Here is a 20381-nt window from a genome sequence, read left to right as displayed (position 1 = left end):
CTAATTTTTAAATCAAATGCGTAAGAAAAACGTATATCTTTGCAATAATTATGAATCTTCAATTAAACCATTTGTTAAACTTTCATTCTAACGAAGTATAAAGGACTAAAGTTTCTCACTAACGAACAACATATATGAAGAAGATATTATTTATACTCACCCTTGCTGTTGTACTGACAGCCTGTGGAACCACCTCTCAATACTATGATAGAATGAATGATCTCACTGTAGGTATGAATAAAGAGGAGGTGGCTTACCTTTTAGGGTATCCTGAAAGGGTGTTAACCGTCAATTATACAAGAGATGGAATACAAGAGGTATTGCAATACCGCAGTTATCAGAATGAAGTATATGCACTTGAGTTTTGGAACGATTATCTGACCGGGTATGAGTTTCTGTATGATGATGTTCCTTTTGTTCCGGCTCCTTTCCCTCCTGCTGTACTACCTCCTATGGGTGGTCCGATTATCATTGTAAATGGCGGTTCGGGAAGACCTAATCATAACAATAACCACAGACCCAACAATCGTCCGAACAATAACAATAACAGACCAAATAATAACAATAATAATCGCCCGAATCCGAGCAGACCTTCTAACGAACGCCCGTCAAGTAGTCGCCCGTCGACATCGACACGTCCTGAAAGTAACAGTCGTCCCGGATCTTCTGCAGCTGCAGAATCAAATAAACGCCCGTCAACAGAGCGTCCATCAACATCAACGCATCCTGAGAGTAACAGTCGCCCCGGATCTTCTGCAGCTGCAGAATCTGACAAACGTCCATCGACCTCAACACGTCCGAGTACAAGCGGAAGCAGTTCATCCGGCTCTAATGGCAGAGATACCGGAGACAGAACAAGTTCGGGTACTTTACCTAGCAGAAACCCAAGCACTACTTCTTCGGAAAGACCTAGTACTGTAACTGTACGCCCTTCTGAAGCTCCCAAAGAAAGTACAAGCAGAGATAAAACATCATCGACCAGTACAGCTGTAAGACCATCGACCAGTTCGGGGACATCAACAAACAGCTATTCGAGACCTAGTTCGTCGTCTTCATCAGCGGCAAGTAGCAGTGGTCGTACCTCAAGCAGAGAAAGCTCTAGCACCTCTACCACCAGCTATACAAGACCTAGTTCGTCATCAAGTAGCAGTAGTTCGAGTTCCAGCAGTTCGGGACGTACATCAAGCACAACTACATCACCAACACGAGTAGAATCATCGTCGAGTTCAACACCGAACAGAAGCTCAAACACCGAAAGCAGTAGCTCGAGTTCGCGATCAAGCTCAGGATCAAGTTCAGCAGCTTCGAGTGGAAGAACTTCAGGAAGAAGATAAAAGCAATCCAAATTATATTTTAATATAAATAGCCTGTAACATTACAGGCTATTTTTGTCTTCATCATTTTTTATATACTTTTGTACGACTGATTTTCATCAAACAGCACTTCAAAAATGCATTCAACCAATCAAATAGCTTCTTTTGACAAGATCAATAATACCTACTGGGTATATCCATTACTTGTCATCACCGCATTTCTGTATCTATCCGTATTTTCGTTTGCCACAAGCCCACTCTATTGGGATTATATAAGCGACAATGGGACATTCATTATGTTGGGCAAGTTATTTTTAGATGGAAGAATACCTTATCTTGAATATTTCGACCATAAAGGTCCTATACTCATTTTCATCGAAGCTCTGGGCTTAAGCCTGTCATCTGACGACCGCACAGGCATATTCATTTTACAAATAGCACAATTATCTATAACTCTCGCTTTTTTATATAATGCTGCACGTTGTTTATTATCGACAATAAACAGTTTGACTGTATTATTAATTGCTCTCGTATTTTTCACATTCACCATCGAGGGAGGTAATCTCTCGGAGGAACATAGTTTACCATTTATCAGCCTGACCTTATGGCTTACTATTAAGTTTTGGCTGTCAACACAAAATCGGGTTAAAGCTCTGCATTTGCTCCTTATAGGAATTTGCGGGGGAATATTATTCTGGCTGCGACTCAATAATATGGGAGTCGTATGTTCCTGCACGCTGTTTATATTTATTGTAACGTGTAAAAATAAAGACTGGAAGGGTGTACGAAAAATCGTTCTTTATTTTACGTTAGGCTTTTTATTGGTAACAGTACCTATAATAGCATACTTCTGGGTACACAATGCTCTTTATGAACTTATATACGCATCCTTTATATTCAATCTGAAATATGTGGATACCAGCGATACAGGGTCACTCTTCGGGTCGCTCATAGGAACAGTTATCTATATATTTAAGTGCTGGACACCTTTCATTGTATTAGCAGCAGGTACTTTCTTGTTTTACAGAAAACATAAAGATTACAAGGTTATACTTCTGTCTGCTTTACTATTTGTTTTCGGATTGATTACCACCCATACAGGTGCTGCATATCATCATTACATGACACTGAATATTCCCATACTGGCATTCGGATGTATATTGGGATTATATGCAATAACCCAAAACTCGGAGAAGAAAAAACTGTCATGGATTATCTTTCTTATCGTTTTCATACCTGCCTCTTGGATATGTATAAGCCGTTACATAACTCTGGAAAAATCTGAAACACCTCCTTACTACATAGAAAGAGCCAGAGATATAGCCTCAAAAATACCCGAGAACGAACGCAATTCGGTATACCCTTATATGGTATTATCTAAATTTCTGCCATCGGCGGGATTAATGCCTTACAACGGGATTAAGTATTTCACGTTACAGGAGTGGCATGCCCGACACGAAAAAAAGATTCTGGACGAAATAAACGAGATGATGGAAACACATCCTCCGCTGTGGATAATAACCGAATACAGAGATCAAAGCAAAAATACTCGTTTTCTGGAAATTCTGGATAAAAAATATATTCCTTACTACCGAAACCATATATTCGAATTGTTCAGGTTAAACGATGGAACAGTTAAGCCGTTAGAAATAAATGATTCTATACAGTAAAAAAAATGGCTTTCTTAACAAAGAAAGCCATCACATTATTATATATATGAGTTATTAAAATATAGCATACTTTAATCCTATTTGAAAACTTGTTGCAGGATATTTATCCTGATTTACATATCCACCTCCCCAATTTCTGTATGATAGCGAAAAATTACATTGTCCGAATAAACGCAATTGAGGCGATAGAAAATAGTACCCATCTATCAGAAGATTAGTATCTCGCATAGAAAAATTATTTTCTTTGGGCTCAAAACCAGATTCGCGATAGTAGGACTTATTCCATTCAAAGGACTGAGAAATACTACCCGAAACATAGGTACGCGTATTGGGATAATATCCTAATTTATAGCTGGCATTTATTCTCGTCTTATAAAAATTGTCGTCAAAACTTCTGTATTTATATAATCCAGACGAAACGCCTGCATTAAAAGAACTTTGCAAAGCTAGATTTAAAGGTTTCTCGTATCTGTAATCAACATACAGTGCAGCTCCATAGGATGAATTAATATCGCGAGATCTACGTGTTTCCATATAGGTACTTCCGACAAACGATGTCCTTTCCCTATAATCACTAAACCAATATTCGGGAGCAATTCCCCCTTTGATATATGATCCGGCTTCACGTCTGTCTCTATCACCATACATCCATTTATCATACAAAACATTAAAATATAAAGCCGAATTAGCTTTATCTACAAAATCATTAGCTACAAGAAACGAATCAACAGTAGATATCTCGTCCATTAACTGAATCCGATAATCATAATACCGTTGGTTTTTGACTAACGTAATTTGTTCTGTAAGTGCATTTACCTCATCGTTATTTAAAGTCTTTTTCAATAAATGTTTTTTTTGCAGCTCCTGCAATATAAACATTGCTTGACGAGCATCTCCAACATCTTCTATACGCCCTTTACCAATCCCTAACTTTAGTGATATCGTTGACGATAAATTATTATCTTTATCATAATATGGTTCTACAATATCGGTTCCATCATAGCTTCCGTAATAATGATTATCTTCCTCTTGCTTACTGTAATTATAATCAACATTAACGCTTGGAGTTATTTCAATAAATTTGTTAATCTTGAAAAACCGAAAGGCTTCACGAGTAAAAGACAAGCGGGTAGAAGCTCTCCTCAAGTTTGAATACTCTCCGCTCGAAGAACCTGCATCGCCACTTAAATAACCCCAAGTACGTGCCTGTTCTTTTACTGAATTACTTATTACAAAATAATTTACTCCGACACCTCCATTCAATGAGTTGTTTTTATCATAGTCTGTCTTATAAAAATTTCCTGCCGAATTAAAAGAAAAATCTAGTTCTTTCCGTTTAAAGTCAGGATTAATATAACTGCCCAACTTATAACCAAGCTCTTGTCCGAAGCAAATGGAAACAGAGGATATAAATATCCCGAAAATAGTAAGTGCTTTCCTCATATGTAAAAGATTTGTTAAGGATAATTCCGCCTCAAAAATAATTAAAAAAATTACGCAATAACATGCAATAAAAAGTTTCTGCAAACAAAAAAATTATTTTATTAAGTTTTTACAAAACAAAAATTACTCAATCTATTAGTTTGTATTTTCAAATTAACACTATTCCATCATCTTAAATCGGAAAACACAGATAATTACCTAAAAAAGCGGAACATCTCAAAAGATTCATTTACACATTGCTATAATTCAGATAATAGTAATACCTTTATACCCCGAATATAAGGAGACTAAAAGTTTCTGCTTATCAAATAATATGGATTGGTTATTAGATGCCATTTTTAAGCCGTCGATGATACAGACGGTTATCTTGATTTCCGTAATTTCGGCTATCGGACTACAACTCGGAAAACTCAAAATATTCAATATTTCATTGGGTATTACCTTCGTCTTTTTTACAGGAATAATTATTGGCCATTTCGGATTGGAAGTCAATCGCGACATGCTCTATTTTGCCCAGAACTTCGGTCTTATCATGTTTGTCTATGCATTGGGAATACAGGTAGGCCCGGGATTTTTCCCTTCTCTGAAAAAAGGAGGGCTACGACTCAATATGATGTCGATGGCTGTTGTATTACTGGGAATAGCACTCACCTTTCTGATTTATTTTACGACCGATATATCGATGCCCAATATGATGGGTATTCTTTCGGGGGCAGTAACCAACACCCCTGCTTTGGGAGCTGCACAGCAGACATTGAGACAAATTTCTCCCGGTTCGACCAAAGAACTGGCAGATATGGCTTTGGCTTGTGCCGTTGCTTATCCATTGGGGGTTGTAGGTGTTATTCTGGCAATAGCATTGATGAGAAAATGCCTTATACCTAAAGGGGAAGACATTAATAATAAGGAAAAGAAAGATAAAAGCACCTATGTAGGCGAATTTATGGTAACCAATCCTGCCATTGCAGGACGTACCATCAAAGACATTATGAAGTTATCGCCCCGAAAATTCATTATATCACGTATATGGAGAGACGGAAAGGTAACCATCCCCACTTCTAATTCGACATTGGAAATAAACGACCATGTACTTATTATCTCTATTAAATCGGATGTAGAACTGGTTGAAGTGTTGTTCGGAGAGCAAGAGGAGGTAGACTGGAACAAAGAAGATATCGACTGGAATCATATAGACAATAGCCATCTGGTATCACGCCGTATTATTGTAACCCGAAGCAAAGTAAATGGTGTTAAACTAGGGGCTCTCAGATTGAGAAATCTCTACGGTATTAACATCACACGCATCGACCGTGCGGGAATAGACCTGCTTGCATCGCCTGATCTGGCTTTACAGATTGGTGATAAACTGACTATTGTCGGCGAAAAAGCATCGGTAGACAATGTGGCTAAAATATTAGGAAATGAGCTTGAAAGGCTTAAAAATCCCAATCTTATCGCCATCTTTATTGGTATAGCACTCGGTTTATTATTGGGGGCTTTGCCTATTCCAATACCGGGAATCAGCGTACCCATTAAATTGGGTATTGCCGGAGGTCCTATTATAGTGGGAATCCTCATGGGGGCATTTGGTCCACGTTTTCGTATCACCACCTATACTACACAAAGTGCAAACCTCATGCTTCGTCAGTTAGGAATAGTGGTTTATCTGGCTTGTCTTGGTCTCGATTCGGGAGGACAATTCTTCGATACTTTAATGAATGGAGAAGGATTGGTCTGGATAGCTATCGGCTTCGGTTTAACTATTGTACCTGTGCTTATCGTGGGAACAGTAGCTATAAAAGGGTTGAAATGTGATTATGCAAAAACCATAGGAATGCTTTGCGGAAGCATGGCTAATCCCATGGCTCTCAATTATGCAAATACAACTGTTGAGGGTGACGAGCCTGCCGTAGCTTATGCAACGGTATATCCGGTCACCATGTTTCTTCGGATTATCTCTACCCAGCTGATTCTTTTATTTTTTATGTAAAATCACAGCCCTTTTGTCACTTTAAATCTGTATTATTTTCTGCTTTTAGCCACAAAATTGGTAACTGTAACTGTAGAAATCAAACGGTTGTTGCTAAGCGATGTAATATCCACTACCCAAACGTGTGTAGATTTACCTATATGGACAGGTCGTGCTATTGCTCTTACGGTTTCGCCCTGCTTGGCAGAAGATACATGGTTGGCACTTATCTGGATTCCATAACAAGCCTCATCTTCGTTACACATTACATTCGATGCAACTCCTGCTGCGGTTTCCGCCAATGCGATAGTAGCTCCTCCGTGTAAAACTCCCATTGTTTGACTGTTGAATTTCCCAACAGGCATAGTCATTTCCAGTGTAGGCTCATCAGTTTCGACAAACTCCATTTTCAGAGTTTCCATCATCGTATCTTTAATCTTCTCGCGAATGTTATTCTTATCTAATCTCATTATATGTGTATTTTACACAAAAATAACGATTTAAACGGTATGATTGTTTTTCATACAAGATTAATAAAAGGACGAAGGATATAAATCACAGAACCAAAGACAATTGTATCTCTAGAAATACTAGATTGATATATTCTATTAAATCTATTTTGCGATCGTATCTTTTAAAAGGTAATTTTAACGCCTAACTTTGAGAATATACCCTTCGTTGACAATCGCTTTAAGATCATCCTTTGGATATCCGACTTCTATTGAATAGCTCTCCGAGTATTCTCCCTCCCCCAATTGATACACCTCATAAGCGTTGGCGACAGCATAATCGTGAACTAGAAAATAAACCGAATCATTTTCAATCCGATTAACCTTATAGAGTCCAAATTCTTTTTCATCGAATTTCACTTCATAAACATCTCCCTTTTGAGGATCAGCAACCAATTCTAATGCTTGCTTTTTATTTCTTTCGGGACTGGTTTTTCTATCCCAAAATAAAAAAGACAGGAATAGTATAATCGCAATTAATCCCGAAAACATCCAAAGTGGAGGCTTTATTGTTTTAGCTATGCTTTTATCAACAGATACTCCTCCCCCTTGATAATACAAACCACAAGAATCGCAGTGCAAAATATAATCTTTTCCACAATAAAAAAGGGGTATCCAAAAAAGATGTGCATATTTAAAAACAGGTATAACCGACAGTGAGTTGTATGTCTGACAATCAGAACAGGTTCTATAAATTTTTACGGGTGTTTTTTTACGGGTGTATGCACCTACTCCATAGAAGAATAACATAGTGTGTTTTTTTAGTGTCAGGGAACAAAAGTAATTGAATTCCTTTAATTCTCAAAACAGTACAGCCCGAAGAAATATCTCTTCGGGCTGTACAATATAGTATAAAACAGTGTATAACCTTATTGCTTACGAGGTTCTGCACCCATTTGCAATTTTAAAGTTCCACCTTTTATAAATTCGGCATAAGGAAGTCTTAAACTTGTATCTTCTTTTCCATTAAGCGATGCATTTTGGATATAGATATTTTGTTTCGAATTGTTTAATGCTTCGATAACAAACTCACCCTCACGTACATTTTGAGGAAGCCTGATAGTTACCTTATCAAATAGTGGGCTTCCGATCTGGAATGCAGGGTCGGGAGAAGTAAGGCCTTTCACATCGAATAAACCGATAGACGACATCACATACCATGCACCCAATTGTCCCTGATCTTCATCTTGTCCGTAACCATACCCGTGAATACCATCTGTACCATAAAATTCGTCACAAATAGCACGTACCCATTTTTGAGTCAGGTCAGGTCGTCCCGAAAAATTAAACAACCAAGATATATGCAAGTTAGGCTGATTACCGTGATTATACAATCCCTCTAATCCGGCAAAGGCATCAATATTAGTACCTCCTCCGAATATATTTTTTTGAGAAATCGTAAATATGCTGTCCAAACGGTTGTTGAATTCTTCTTTACCTAGAGTTTCTACTAGCTCTTCTGCATCGTGAGGCACATAGAATGTGTATTGCCATGCATTACCTTCCTGAAAGCCAACCCATGGTGCGGTAGGATTGAAGTCTTTGATAAACTCGCCTTTTTCATCCTTAGGTCTCATAAATTTAACGGATGGATCGTATACTTCTTTCCAGCCTTTTGATAGTTTCATTAACTGCTCGTAGTCGGCTGTCTTACCCATAGCCTTAGCAAACTGAGCCACAGCATAGGCACTGAAAGAATATTCGAGGGTATGCGAAGTTCCGAATGGCGAACCTTCGGTGGTCAATTCCTCTTGTCCGGGTTTGCTTACGATATAAGGAGCGTACCCTCGTTTTACGAATGCACCTACGTCCATTTTTCCTGCTCCGGCAATACGTCCTTCGTACTCCAGTTCGTTTTTGCGTGCTGCCTGATAAGCCAGTTCTTCATCAAAACCTCTTATACCAATGTTGTGAGCGGCAGCAATTACCAAGCCTGTAAAGTTAGTTCCTACGCCCGATACAAATTTGCTGGTTGCGATTCCATCGCCCAACCATCCGGCATCCTTGTATACAAGTAATTGGCTTTGAACCCAATCAGCATAATACTCAGGATAAGCCAATGCCCACAATTGAGTAAGATTCCAATAACCACCCCAGATAGCGTCTGTATTGTAGTGATTGTGTTTAGGTCTACCATCAGAGGTAAGCTCTATTTGTCCAACCGTACCATCATTCTTTGGATAAGCTCCGTTTATATCGCTTGCCAAACCACGCCCCAAAAGTGCATGGTACAGAGAAGTGTAAAATTTAATTTTATCGTCTTCGTTCGTAGTTTCCACTTTGATACGACCCAAATAATCGTTCCATGTACCAAGAGCTTGCTCTTTTGCCTGATCGAAAGTAAGGTCTTTGGCTTCTGCTTCGAGATTCAGACGTGCATTATCAATAGAAGTGTACGATAATCCTACTTTTATGGTAATCGCTTCATTTGCTTTAGTATCGTATGTGAGATACATTCCCGCACCGATACCTTTAACTTCTTTCTGACCGGCTGTGTATGTGCTGTCGATAAATGTTCCGTAACTTACAGGAGCTTTATCGGGTATTGCCGAAAAATACATTGTAACGACTGCATCTTCCTGATATTTTTTCACGTATTCGGGTTTTGTAGTCACATACCCTTCGATACGCCCATCATCGGTTAAGGTTACCTGAGCATCTACTACAGCTCCACTCTCTCCCTGACGATGACCTATGTCAAAAATCAGATTCGATTCCTTCGATTCGGGAAATGTATATCTATGAAATCCCACCCGGTCGGTTGCGGTAAGCTCGGCTTTTACATTATAATCTTTCAGTACTACCGAATAGTATCCAGAGGTTGCAAACTCGTCTTTACGGTCGAAACGTGAACGATATCCGCCATCAGGATTTTCGAGTGTTCCGGGTTGTGTCTGCAACTGTCCTACGGTAGGTGCAAATACAACTCCTCCGATCTGGAACTCGTGGAAGTTGGCAAACCCTTCGATTGATGTATGGCGTTCGTCGTAACCAACAGCTTCCCATCCCCATTTATTACCGTAATGTCCATTGGTAGAGGGTGCAAGTTTTGCCATACCAAAAGGTTTGGATGCGGGTGTATAGAAAAACCAGCGACTGTGTGCCGTACCAATATTTGGCTTCACATACTGTGTTAAATCGGGTTTATCGGCTGGCTCTTTGGCAGAGTTACAACCCATAAACGAGAGAGTTAAAACAGATAAACTAATAAAAAATAATTTCATAAATTAGGTATTATTAAAGATTTTCAATTTTCAAGCCCATTCAGTTAATCGGAAAGTGTAGGTCCCCATTTCCGTAGGTCTTCACCACTAAGGTTAGTTAGACCGTGATCAAATAAATAAAACATCCGCCCACTTTCGCGAGTATATACATCGCCGGGCATATCATAAGTTTTGCCCTTAGTAATTACTTTAATACCCACTTTTGTATCGGTATTGTAAATTATATATTGAGCATCTTTTGTAGAGAACCTCAATGTATCGCTATCATTTCTTGTAGTCAGCTCGAAATTAGCGGTATCTTTATCATTGGGGTAATAATATTCTACCTCATCAGATTCGTTCACAAAAGCGTAAGTCATGTAATCACCGGAATTAAACAAGACCACTTTTTTCTTTTTTGTCGGGATATCAAAAGAAAACAAATGGTCTTTTATATCTACTGACAAATTACGAACACTTGAGGTTTCGACAAGCTTTTTTCCATTCCACTCAAACGTAGTGGTATTGATAAACTGTGGAATTGAAAAGTCCATCCCTTCCTCTACTCTATATATTTCTCTGGGTTTGTTTTGCACTACATCAAAACGAGCAAACTGATGCCAGCAACAGCCACTCTTAGTCATGGTATATAGTTGCTTATCTTCGGAATTCACACCAAACATTCCACAATAGTCTTGTGCCAGACTCGTAAATTCGCTGCTGAAAATGAATTGTCCTTTGTCTGCCAGATATATTTGGTAAGAAGGTCCGTGATAACAACTATTTTGCCCGTCCTGTATGGCAAAGTCTTTTACGCCATCGAAATTAAAATCTTCGTACATAATCACACTTTGCTCTCCGTAAGGCAATTCTTTTACGTTTACGGCGACCGAATTATCTGTGTAACTCACGGCCAACTCTTCGGATTCAACTCGTATTAATTCTTTATCAGTTCCTTTTTTATAAATAGCAATCCATCCCGGTGAGAATACTTCTGCAGTATCGGCAACATATACTTTACCATAATAATGATCTGAAAAAGAATCAGTAACAAATGTTTGCTGAGAAAACATCATTAAACTTAAATGAAAAAAAATAATACTTACAACGAGTCGGCTCATATGCGTTGGTGTGATTTCTAAATTATATTTTCTTGTAAATATATAAAAAATAGGAGGTTGAACAATAACAAAAAGGAATTGTCATCCCGACAACTCCTTTCCACACTTATCTGTCAAATTGTAATATCAATTCATCTTTGCTAACTTATTCGAATACAGAGAATGATAAAATCAAATATAACGCCTAATAATTTTAGTTCCCGCATCAATAAATAATGTAAAACATTTATTGCTCCATTTATAGCTATAACCACATTTTGTTGACACGCTTACCAAAGCAATAATAAGGTCTGAGCCCTTAGAAAATCGACAAACTGAACAAATTACCTTCAACAATCTTTTTTACCTGAAAACAACTAATAATATTAACCATAACCTAAGAACAATCATAACTACATAAAAAAAACCGAACACTAACTCATTTCGACATATTTACAATACAAAAATAGGCAAATAGATTTTATAAAAGAAAAATAAATTACATTTTATTAGTTAAATTTTTATTTAACTTTCAATTTGATTTAAAATAAAGAGTATTTCTGTTTTTAAGACAGGTTATATGGGCTATTGATCGAATTTTGTGTAATTTGTAATCTTAGGTACAAACAAGTAAGAGCAACTAATTAATGTTGTAGTTTAAAAGCCATGGCTATCAATCGTTCTTTTTCTTAACTATTATTTTAAACTCAAGTAAAAAAGGATCATATTTCACAGTTATAATTACCAATCGTTGCTATATTTGAATGGACAATCAATACTAAAAGATTTTGTTATGGAATTTGAGAAAATGATCTTATCACCTATATTCAATGGCATTACACCAGATGATTTAAAAGATTTGCTGGCAAATATTCATTACGATATACAATCTTTTGCAAAGGGAGAGATTCTGGCTATGCAGGATGAGCCTTGCAACAGATTGATTATTCTGACAGATGGTTATGTAAAGGCCGAAATGGCTGATGCATCGGCTAAGGTGGTAAAAGTAGAAGATATATATGCACCCAATCCTTTGGCGGTACTATTCTTATTCGGAAAGAACAATCGCTTTCCGGTGCAGGTTACAGCTAAAGAGAATGTCTCGGCTTTGATTATCCCCAAGCCTTCGGTTCTCAAAATGCTTCAGCAAAACGAGCAGGTCTTGCTTAATTTCCTCAATATATCGGCCATGTATGCGTCTATGCTATCAAAGAAGCTTCACTTCATGTCGTTCAGAACAATCCGCCAGAAGTTAGCTATGTACTTTCTTGAACTAACCAAACCCGATAAAGCAGAAGCAGAATTGGATCGTACTCAACTGGCATTATCAGAGTATTTTGGTGTTTCGCGTCCGTCGCTGGCTCGTGAGCTAGCCAATATGCAGGATGACGGATTGATAGAGATCAATAAAAAGCATGTCAGAATTCTGAACAAAAACAAATTAATTCAATTAGTATCGTTCTAAGAGTCATAGAGAAATAACAGCTGAATTTTAATTACTTATCGGCTTTTAAGTATTTGGTTACCTGGTCGCCTTTGCTATTGGTGATCCAAAGGGTATCCCCGTCAATAACGTAATCTTGAGTATATTGATCTAGTATGATTTGAGTTTTATTAATATAATAGTGTTGCTTGTTCATTTCATTCTGAACTTTTCCTTCTGAAAACATAAAGTAAGAATAAAAATCAACGGTAAACACACGGGTCATTACCAGACTATCTGTATCTTGATAATAACTATTCCAAACGCCTAAAACGGGATTTGGGTTATCCATTTCATCAATACCTTCATCACAAGCAGTGAATACTATTATTGACAAACAAAAACACAATATATTTTTTATAACTATATCCATATTCTTAAACTACAACAACAAATATAGTATTTTACCTCTTTTATATTGTATAACGGAAAATATTTATTGACATAATCAATAAGTTTTAATTACTTATACAGCAAACTTTCAAATAATTATCAAAAGCACACAACAATAATTACCTATAAAACAGAAACATACAAACAAAACGAAGAAAAAAAAGCAGAAAAAGACAATATTATATGCAACGAATACAAAAGCAATGCGTCTTATATACAAAAGCAATAATTAATTAAACGTATTTTTTCTATATTGGATCTTTACTAAGAGATAAAATCTCAGGGCTACCTACAAACAACAACAGAAATGCAACAACAACGACTTAAGGTAGCTAAACAACACTAAAACCCTCTATTAGGAAAAAAAGGTCGGAATTAAATTCCGACCTTTTTTGTTGTAATAATTACAACCTGACTCTCCAACACAATTAAGGTCACATACCTTTTTATCGCTTTGGCAAGTATAACAAACATAGATTGTTATAACTATAAAATATACCAATACATTTTATTCGTTACTCAAACAAGTAATTAGCTTGCTAAAAAAGCCTGCATATCGTCTTCCACAGTAGTAATACCGGCTATTCCGAAATTCTCAACCAATACTTTGGTTACATTCGGAGATAAAAATCCGGGCAATGTTGGTCCTAAATGAATATTCTTAACACCCAAATGCAACAGAGCAAGTAAAACTATTACCGCTTTTTGTTCGTACCAAGCAATATTATAAACAATAGGTAAGTCGTTGATATCTTCAAGCCCGAATACTTCTTTCAATTTCAAGGCTATAACAGCAAGAGAGTAACTGTCGTTACATTGTCCGGCATCCAATACACGAGGTATACCGCCAATATCGCCCAACGGCAGTTTATTATATCTGTATTTAGCACATCCGGCAGTAAGTATAACCGTATCTTTGGGTAAGGCTTCTGCAAACTCGGTATAATAATTACGGCTCTTCATACGACCGTCGCATCCTGCCATAACGAAAAATTTACGGATTGCTCCACTTTTAACTGCTTCTACCACTTTATCAGCTAAAGCAATTACCTGATTGTGAGCAAAGCCTCCTACAATAGATCCCGTTTCTATTTCGCGTGGCGACTGAGATATTTTAGCCATGGCTATAATCTCAGAAAAATCTTTAGGCTGTCCGTCTTTGCGTTCGGCAATGTGCTTCGCTCCATCGAGACCTGCTGCCCCTGTTGTGAAAATACGTCCGCGATACGAAGCCGATTTAGAAGGAGGTACTATACAGTTTGTTGTAAACAGGATAGGACCATTAAACGAGTCAAAATCCTCCTTTTGCTGCCACCATGCACCACCGTAGTTCCCAACCAAGTGTTTGTATTTTTTCAACTCTGGATAATAATGAGCCGGTAACATTTCGCTGTGAGTATATACATCAACACCAGTTCCTTCGGTCTGTATCAGAAGATCTTCAATATCACGAAGATCGTGTCCGCTGATCAATATACCGGGATTCCCTTTTACTCCTATGTTTACTTCGGTAACTTCAGGATTGCCATATTTACCTGTATTGGCTGCATCTAATAATGCCATAGCCTGCACACCGTATTTACCTGTTTCGAGAGTTAACCCGATTAATTCATCCACCGAGATATCTTCACGTGTCAGTTGAACTAGGGCACGTTGCATAAAACCCGATATCTCGTCGTCTATTTTATTCAGATTATAAGCATGCTCTGCATAAGCCGCCATTCCTTTCAATCCGTAATGTACCAGTTCTTTCAACGAGCGGATGTCTTCGTCTTTGGTACGTAAAACACCTACTTCTTTGGCTTTTGTCATAAACTGAGTCTCATCACCATTCCACAGACATTCGTCAGGCAGATTAGTAGGGGTATTTACCAGCTGAGACGCTAAGACGCTCTTTAATGCCAAACCTTCTTTTACTTTACTCTTGATGGCTTCGAAGTCAAAATTTGCATTGGTGATACTGATAAACATAGCATCCACAACAAATTTATCGGCTACTGCCGAAGCATTATTCTCTTTCCTTAAAGCATCGTTATATACCGCAATTCCTCGTGCTACAAATAACAGCAGGTCTTGAATATCCGACACTTCGGGAGTTTTTCCACAGACACCCATTATCTCACATCCTGTACCTTTGGATGTTTCTTGACATTGAAAACAAAACATATTACTCATGGTCATATATATTTTAGTGGTTGATCATTGATAAGACAAAACTATAGAATCTATATCCATTGGTTTGTATCATATGTTACACTACTTATGCTATTGTAATTTCAAAGACACCAAATAATCTGATCTTCGGTATCCATCGTTTGAAATAGCCGATATTGGCAATGTTCAAGTGTCAATTAATAAACCCTCTCACTTATAATTTCATAATCAATATCGAAAAAAAAGGTCAAAATGATCAACTTTTGATTTTTTTCAATAACTTAGGGAAACTTATATAGTATTAAGTAAGGTCTCTGACCTATTTAATGGTATGGGAACTATAACAAGCAAAATTTGTTATATCTCTAAATAGTTCATTAAATACTTTATTTATTCAATAGGGCTATGACTGGATGGGAGATTAAGGATCTTCTTGACATGCTTAAGAAAGCACAAGAAGGTGATATTAGAGAGTTAAATCACATGACTGCCAGTTATACATCAGAATGTACTGTGAATAAAGAATACAGTACGATGGTTATAAGACGACAGTTTGAAGTTGAAAACAAGGACGATGAGAGATGCATTCTCAATTCTGAGCCAAAAAAAAATGAGGAAACCGAAACTTCAGAAGATACACAGTGGGGTCTTACTATACTACAATTAACACCGGTAGCAAGTTCCGTTAATAGTTATTGCATACCTAACAATCTGAAAAAGCCCAGAATAAGACTACTTGATGGTAATATACTGGAGATTCTCTCCGACGAAAAAACCATAACTACCAACATTACCGAAATCGAACGGAAGCTAAAGCCCATTTATGGTATAGCCACCGAAGAGGAAATACAGGAGGCATTTGATACACTTTCGTGTCAACAATATGTAATACCATCGCTGACAGAGGTTGCATACCAATCGTTAGATAGTAAAACTCTCGGCACATTAGAATTTGAAGATGAGGAGTATGTCTCGTTTATTAAGATTGAAGACAAACCTGTCAGAATTATCGTTTATCTGGATGAAGCAGACAATCTATTGAAAACCATAGAATATGCCGACAGATTGATGTCCGAAAAATTCTATGAGAAAGTTTTAAAAGGAATGTACCCTTCGATACTGGAACTCAAAAATGACTACTGGCTTGAAGAAAGCGAGGATGAAAGCGACGAAGAGCCGGCAACTGTTACTCTCGATGAATTTAAAGCACGGATAACTATTACCGAAATCATATTCAATCAAGACAATACAATCGTTATTACTTGTGATGCAGACGAAATGTTTGGAGAGCACAGTATCGTTATACATACGGATACGAGAGGCTATTACAAAGATTCGACTCTTGCAGATTGAGGTATCAAAACATTTTATGTTATTATCGACTGTCGTTTAAGAACAACTTATGAATTACAAAATAGCACTATTTGCAATCGGGTTGATAGGGGTTACAATGCATACATCAAATTGTTATGCAACCTCCTCAACCATTACAACAAACGATACAATACAGATAGAGTCTGCACCATTCCTACCGATTGATTTTAGGAACGAAAAAGTAAATATTTTTATAGATGGAATGTACAGAGGGAGCGAACCTTCGGAATTTGCATCGATGCTCCTCGAAGACTGGTATGATCTTCTCAAAGATGAATCGACCGGTGAGTTTGTCCTCGAAAAATCACAAATTACCGTTGCTAAAGAATACGATGACTGCTTAATGGATTCAACCACTTTTGTATCGTCAAGAAATGCTATTTTAATGATCAAAGGTATATCTGCGAAAGACCAGAAAATAAAAAGCTTCGTACCTGAGGTTACTGCCATTCAACCGGGTAAAAAACTAACCTTCACGTTCAATGACATAGAATATACACTTAGAGCTGATGGAGCTTATACGGACGAAAACAATACTTATATCATAGATAGTTTTCCGGCAGAAAAGTCCCACAATGAAATCATTAATTACAAACTTTATCTGTATACCAAGGATAAAAAACAACTCTTGATATCCGTTCCGCGATTTAATGATACTTTTGTACAGATTTTATTTATCGGCGATCTGGATGAGGATGGAAAACCCGATTTTGTTTTCGATACTTCTCGTGATTACGAAGAAAAGCGAGTGACTCTTTTCCTTTCATCTCCTGCAAAAAATCAAGAAATAGTAGCCCCTGTAGATGAAACCTCCTATCAATTTGATTGCTGATTCCATAAGTTTAAGATTTATACATGAAAAAGTATTTCTCGTCACTCAATATACTATCACCCGAAGAATTAAATCGGATGGATCCTTTTTTGACCGTACGGGATATAAAAAAAGGTGATTTCTTAATCCAAGCTAACCATATTTGCAAAGAGATCGTATTTATCAAATCGGGTGTATTACGCTCTTACTTCACTGATAACGACGGAATAGAAACCATAAACTGCATTACATTCGAAGGTGAGATGATGGCGGCTTTTTCGAGCTTTATAAAACAAACACCTACCGACGAAAATATTCAGGCTATTATAGACACAAAAGTAGAGGCTCTACAGAAAGCTGATTTGGAATACCTCTATCAGACGAGTGCCGAATGGCAGAAATTGGGACGCATACTTACCGAAATGCAATATCTAAAACTCGAAGAACGCATCATTTCATTTCAAAAAGACGATGCAACTAAGCGTTATCAGTTATTGGAGAAAAACAATTCTGAATATATAAAACATATTCCTCTACATTATATTGCTTCTTATCTGGGGATATCTACCCGACATCTAACACGTATACGAAAATCTATTTTATAGACATTTGTCTTGAATTTAAATGAATACTTGGAGATACTTTTGCATAAAAAATCCAGTAAAGAGTTTAAATAACAATCACGATGAAAAAGATACTCATTATAGACGGACATCCCAATAAGGACAGTTTAAATTTTGCTCTTGCCAATTCATATCAGAAAGGGGCAGAACAGAGCGGAGCAGAAGTTCGAAAAATAAGAATAGCCGAACTCGACTTTTCGCCCAACTTACAATATGGATATCAAAAACGTACCGAGCTTGAGCCTGATTTGGTTAAAGCATTCGAAGCCATCCAATGGGCTGATCATTTAGTTTGGGTACATCCGGTCTGGTGGGGAGGTTTGCCGGCCATTGTCAAAGGTTTTATAGATAGAGTCTTTCTCCCCGGACTTACTTTTCGTCCCATACCCAATTCATGGAAATGGGAAAAACTACTGATAGGGAAAACGGCTCACATTATTACCACCCTCGATCAACCGGCATGGTATTATGGACTTGTATATAATGCACCAAGTGTAAATCAACTCAAAAAATGCACCCTCCAATTTTGTGGAATCAGCAAAGTAAGGGTCACTTACATCGGAATAGTTAAAAACTCAGATGAAAATATCCGTAAAAAATGGCTTTCCAAAATAGAAAAGTCAGGGCAAAAACAAAGATAAACAGATAAATAGTTCTGTGAACTTAATGACGTGCACCATTCACATACTTAGATACTCCGGGATCTCGTTCGGCATAGTTCTTTATAAGAATATCAAGTCCTCTGTTAAAAACGATACGCACAGCAGCAGGATCAACATATCCGTATAATTCATCCAGATAAAGAGATACCCCTCCATTACCTAGCGAGTGGGTTATCTCTTGGTCTGTATACTCTCTGAGGGAACGCATATAGTCGATCATTTCGAGCATCACTTTTTCGTGTTCATTTCGGGGAGAAATCGGTTTGAAGACATCATCTATGCGACTCATGGTAACGGGTAAGCTTCCTGTATTATCTAGTGTCCATCCCCTATCCTCAGCATGACTTGTAGGCTTTGTTAATTCCAATGGAGGTATTTTTTTCATGACCTGCTCAATTGTTGGGGGGGAGCTTGGTTTAGGAACAGGCTTTTCTTCCTTCCTTTCAGGCTTAGATACGGATATTGGATTAGCAACCTGCTTATTTTGAGGGGAGCGTACAGGCTTTTTTTCTGTTGCAGATTTATTTGCAACAGGCTTAACATGGGTAACTTTCGTTTTTTTCTTTCTCAGGCTATCCTTAAATATATACCAACCAAAGCCTGCGGGTATACCAACTCCCAGCAGCGTTGCCGCTAATTTTTCCCATATCGACATTCCATCCAGAGGTTTTTCACCCTTCAAATGTTCTGACAAAGTGGTCAAAGAGAGTTGCATTGCTCGCTTATATTTTGCTGTCTTAGCTTGTGGAGATGCAAACTTCGACATCAGATTTTGTATCGCTTTATCAGATAATTTATCTTTATCCAATGAGCTGAATATATGCACACCTTTGGGGTAAAAAACAAAAACAATATCGGCATTCAAGTTCTTGTATTCAACCGTCATTTGTATTTGGTTGTCTTGAGAATCATTATTTTGCTGTTTCAATGCTCGTCCAAATACAGAATCCTCACCGTCTTCATGTAATGTAGTCACTACTGCGACTTTATACGTAGTGCTGTCCTCAAAAACTTTAATTAAATGGTTTATTTCAACTTTGTCTTGACTGGAGATGGCATGGGTATAATCTCTGATCTGCCCATCAAAAAACCTTGCTCCTAATGTATTAATAAGCTTCTCGACAACTACCGACTGTGCTGCATTAGGCGTATCACTGAGGTATTTATTATACTCGTTTTGGAGACGGTCTATCTTTACAGAAGAAATAAAAGGGATTATCGCCGGCGAATTTCTATTACACAGGATATTTAACTGAGGGGTTGTAAAAACTTTACTTCGGGGACGTATCAGAATCACAAAATCATCAGCATACTCCTTTGCCTCAGAAACATACCATTTATCATTGTTCACTGACGATTTAAATGCTCTGAAAAAGGGAGATTTTATCGAATAATCATTTTGAGTAACTACATATATAGAAGGCAGAGTTTTCAACGAATCTTTTAGGTTCTGGATATTCGAATTTATATCCTCAGCTTGTTGAGCAGTAAATAATTTCGAATTGTCTTTCACCCATGCTAAACTCGGTTTTGCCTGAACGGCTTTACGTTTTCGTGGAGCAGCAAAAACATCTAAAAAAAGAGGTAACATTATCAGAAATAAAAAACCAATACGCAATCGTCGCATTATTTAGTAAGTTGTTAGTTTAACTACAAAGCTGAGAGGCTATTCAA

The 20381-nt window shown here is 37.5% G+C and carries 16 protein-coding genes; 8 read left to right on the top strand and 8 right to left on the bottom strand.

Annotated elements, in window-relative coordinates:
- Nucleotides 1–134: 134 nt before the first annotated feature.
- Together G7051_RS12735 and G7051_RS12730 are read left to right on the top strand one after the other, a co-directional pair.
- Nucleotides 135–1334: a membrane lipoprotein lipid attachment site-containing protein gene (locus G7051_RS12735; protein ID WP_166200825.1), complete on the top strand. Its 1200-nt coding sequence runs from the start codon at nt 135–137 to the stop codon at nt 1332–1334.
- Between the two features lie 116 nt (nt 1335–1450).
- On the top strand, nt 1451–2983 hold the full coding sequence (locus tag G7051_RS12730; protein WP_166200823.1) for a glycosyltransferase family 39 protein: 1533 nt from the start codon (nt 1451–1453) through the stop codon (nt 2981–2983).
- A 54-nt stretch (nt 2984–3037) separates the two neighbouring features.
- Here the strand turns inward: G7051_RS12730 and G7051_RS12725 are convergent, their stop codons facing one another.
- Nucleotides 3038–4426 (bottom strand): hypothetical protein, encoded by a 1389-nt coding sequence (locus tag G7051_RS12725; RefSeq protein ID WP_166200821.1) that lies wholly within the window; start codon nt 4424–4426, stop codon nt 3038–3040.
- Nucleotides 4427–4739: 313 nt separating this feature from the next.
- Here G7051_RS12725 and G7051_RS12720 point away from each other — a divergent pair, with 313 nt between their 5' ends.
- Nucleotides 4740–6416: a putative transporter gene (locus G7051_RS12720; protein ID WP_166200819.1), complete on the top strand. Its 1677-nt coding sequence runs from the start codon at nt 4740–4742 to the stop codon at nt 6414–6416.
- Nucleotides 6417–6448: 32 nt separating this feature from the next.
- On the opposite strand, the gene G7051_RS12715 is transcribed toward G7051_RS12720, so the two are convergent.
- The 4 genes from G7051_RS12715 to G7051_RS12700 form a co-directional block, all read right to left on the bottom strand.
- Nucleotides 6449–6865 (bottom strand): PaaI family thioesterase, encoded by a 417-nt coding sequence (locus G7051_RS12715; RefSeq protein WP_166200817.1) that lies wholly within the window; start codon nt 6863–6865, stop codon nt 6449–6451.
- A gap of 177 nt (nt 6866–7042) precedes the next feature.
- The gene (locus tag G7051_RS12710) at nt 7043–7654 is read right to left on the bottom strand and encodes a zinc-ribbon domain-containing protein (protein ID WP_166200815.1); all 612 of its coding nucleotides are present in this window, start codon (nt 7652–7654) and stop codon (nt 7043–7045) included.
- 119 nt (nt 7655–7773) lie between these two features.
- Nucleotides 7774–10128, bottom strand: coding sequence for a GH92 family glycosyl hydrolase (locus G7051_RS12705; protein WP_166200813.1), 2355 nt, complete (start codon nt 10126–10128; stop codon nt 7774–7776).
- Between the two features lie 44 nt (nt 10129–10172).
- The gene (locus G7051_RS12700) at nt 10173–11228 is read right to left on the bottom strand and encodes a hypothetical protein (RefSeq protein ID WP_166200811.1); all 1056 of its coding nucleotides are present in this window, start codon (nt 11226–11228) and stop codon (nt 10173–10175) included.
- Nucleotides 11229–12000: 772 nt separating this feature from the next.
- Here G7051_RS12700 and G7051_RS12695 point away from each other — a divergent pair.
- Nucleotides 12001–12672 carry a Crp/Fnr family transcriptional regulator gene (locus tag G7051_RS12695; protein ID WP_255493220.1) on the top strand — a complete coding sequence of 224 codons (672 nt, stop codon included), beginning with the start codon at nt 12001–12003 and terminating at the stop codon, nt 12670–12672.
- Nucleotides 12673–12703: 31 nt separating this feature from the next.
- Here the strand turns inward: G7051_RS12695 and G7051_RS12690 are convergent, their stop codons facing one another.
- Together G7051_RS12690 and hcp are read right to left on the bottom strand one after the other, a co-directional pair.
- Nucleotides 12704–13063 carry a hypothetical protein gene (locus G7051_RS12690; protein ID WP_166200809.1) on the bottom strand — a complete coding sequence of 120 codons (360 nt, stop codon included), beginning with the start codon at nt 13061–13063 and terminating at the stop codon, nt 12704–12706.
- Nucleotides 13064–13614: 551 nt separating this feature from the next.
- A complete protein-coding gene (gene hcp / locus G7051_RS12685; protein ID WP_166202792.1) occupies nt 13615–15249 on the bottom strand; it encodes a hydroxylamine reductase in 1635 nt (544 codons plus the stop codon).
- Between the two features lie 426 nt (nt 15250–15675).
- On the opposite strand from hcp, the gene G7051_RS12680 reads away from it, so the two are divergent.
- The 4 genes from G7051_RS12680 to G7051_RS12665 all read left to right on the top strand — a co-directional run bounded on the left by G7051_RS12680 (nt 15676) and on the right by G7051_RS12665 (nt 18686).
- Nucleotides 15676–16590, top strand: a complete 915-nt coding sequence (locus tag G7051_RS12680; protein WP_166200807.1) for a DUF2262 domain-containing protein — start codon at nt 15676–15678, stop codon at nt 16588–16590.
- A gap of 49 nt (nt 16591–16639) precedes the next feature.
- Entirely contained in the window at nt 16640–17443 is an 804-nt protein-coding gene (locus G7051_RS12675) for a hypothetical protein (protein ID WP_166200805.1), read from the top strand.
- A 23-nt stretch (nt 17444–17466) separates the two neighbouring features.
- Nucleotides 17467–18027 (top strand): Crp/Fnr family transcriptional regulator, encoded by a 561-nt coding sequence (locus G7051_RS12670; protein WP_166200803.1) that lies wholly within the window; start codon nt 17467–17469, stop codon nt 18025–18027.
- Between the two features lie 80 nt (nt 18028–18107).
- Entirely contained in the window at nt 18108–18686 is a 579-nt protein-coding gene (locus tag G7051_RS12665) for an NAD(P)H-dependent oxidoreductase (RefSeq protein WP_166200801.1), read from the top strand.
- Between the two features lie 22 nt (nt 18687–18708).
- Here the strand turns inward: G7051_RS12665 and G7051_RS12660 are convergent, their stop codons facing one another.
- Nucleotides 18709–20298, bottom strand: coding sequence for a TPM domain-containing protein (locus G7051_RS12660; protein WP_166200799.1), 1590 nt, complete (start codon nt 20296–20298; stop codon nt 18709–18711).
- Nucleotides 20299–20381 lie beyond the last annotated feature (83 nt).

It is taken from the genome of Dysgonomonas sp. HDW5B (genome assembly GCF_011299335.1).
GTDB lineage: Bacteria > Bacteroidota > Bacteroidia > Bacteroidales > Dysgonomonadaceae > Dysgonomonas_A.
This window is presented reverse-complemented; position numbering and strand designations above follow the sequence as displayed.

Excerpts from the sequence above, each read along its gene's own strand:
- G7051_RS12735 (WP_166200825.1), top strand. The coding sequence starts at position 135 with ATGAAGAAGATATTATTTATACTCACCCTTGCTGTTGTACTGACAGCC.
- G7051_RS12730 (WP_166200823.1), top strand. The coding sequence starts at position 1,451 with ATGCATTCAACCAATCAAATAGCTTCTTTTGACAAGATCAATAATACC.
- G7051_RS12725 (WP_166200821.1), bottom strand. The coding sequence starts at position 4,426 with ATGAGGAAAGCACTTACTATTTTCGGGATATTTATATCCTCTGTTTCC.
- G7051_RS12720 (WP_166200819.1), top strand. The coding sequence starts at position 4,740 with ATGGATTGGTTATTAGATGCCATTTTTAAGCCGTCGATGATACAGACG.
- G7051_RS12715 (WP_166200817.1), bottom strand. The coding sequence starts at position 6,865 with ATGAGATTAGATAAGAATAACATTCGCGAGAAGATTAAAGATACGATG.
- G7051_RS12710 (WP_166200815.1), bottom strand. The coding sequence starts at position 7,654 with ATGTTATTCTTCTATGGAGTAGGTGCATACACCCGTAAAAAAACACCC.
- G7051_RS12705 (WP_166200813.1), bottom strand. The coding sequence starts at position 10,128 with ATGAAATTATTTTTTATTAGTTTATCTGTTTTAACTCTCTCGTTTATG.
- G7051_RS12700 (WP_166200811.1), bottom strand. The coding sequence starts at position 11,228 with ATGAGCCGACTCGTTGTAAGTATTATTTTTTTTCATTTAAGTTTAATG.
- G7051_RS12695 (WP_255493220.1), top strand. The coding sequence starts at position 12,001 with ATGGAATTTGAGAAAATGATCTTATCACCTATATTCAATGGCATTACA.
- G7051_RS12690 (WP_166200809.1), bottom strand. The coding sequence starts at position 13,063 with ATGGATATAGTTATAAAAAATATATTGTGTTTTTGTTTGTCAATAATA.
- hcp (WP_166202792.1), bottom strand. The coding sequence starts at position 15,249 with ATGTTTTGTTTTCAATGTCAAGAAACATCCAAAGGTACAGGATGTGAG.
- G7051_RS12680 (WP_166200807.1), top strand. The coding sequence starts at position 15,676 with ATGCTTAAGAAAGCACAAGAAGGTGATATTAGAGAGTTAAATCACATG.
- G7051_RS12675 (WP_166200805.1), top strand. The coding sequence starts at position 16,640 with ATGAATTACAAAATAGCACTATTTGCAATCGGGTTGATAGGGGTTACA.
- G7051_RS12670 (WP_166200803.1), top strand. The coding sequence starts at position 17,467 with ATGAAAAAGTATTTCTCGTCACTCAATATACTATCACCCGAAGAATTA.
- G7051_RS12665 (WP_166200801.1), top strand. The coding sequence starts at position 18,108 with ATGAAAAAGATACTCATTATAGACGGACATCCCAATAAGGACAGTTTA.
- G7051_RS12660 (WP_166200799.1), bottom strand. The coding sequence starts at position 20,298 with ATGTTACCTCTTTTTTTAGATGTTTTTGCTGCTCCACGAAAACGTAAA.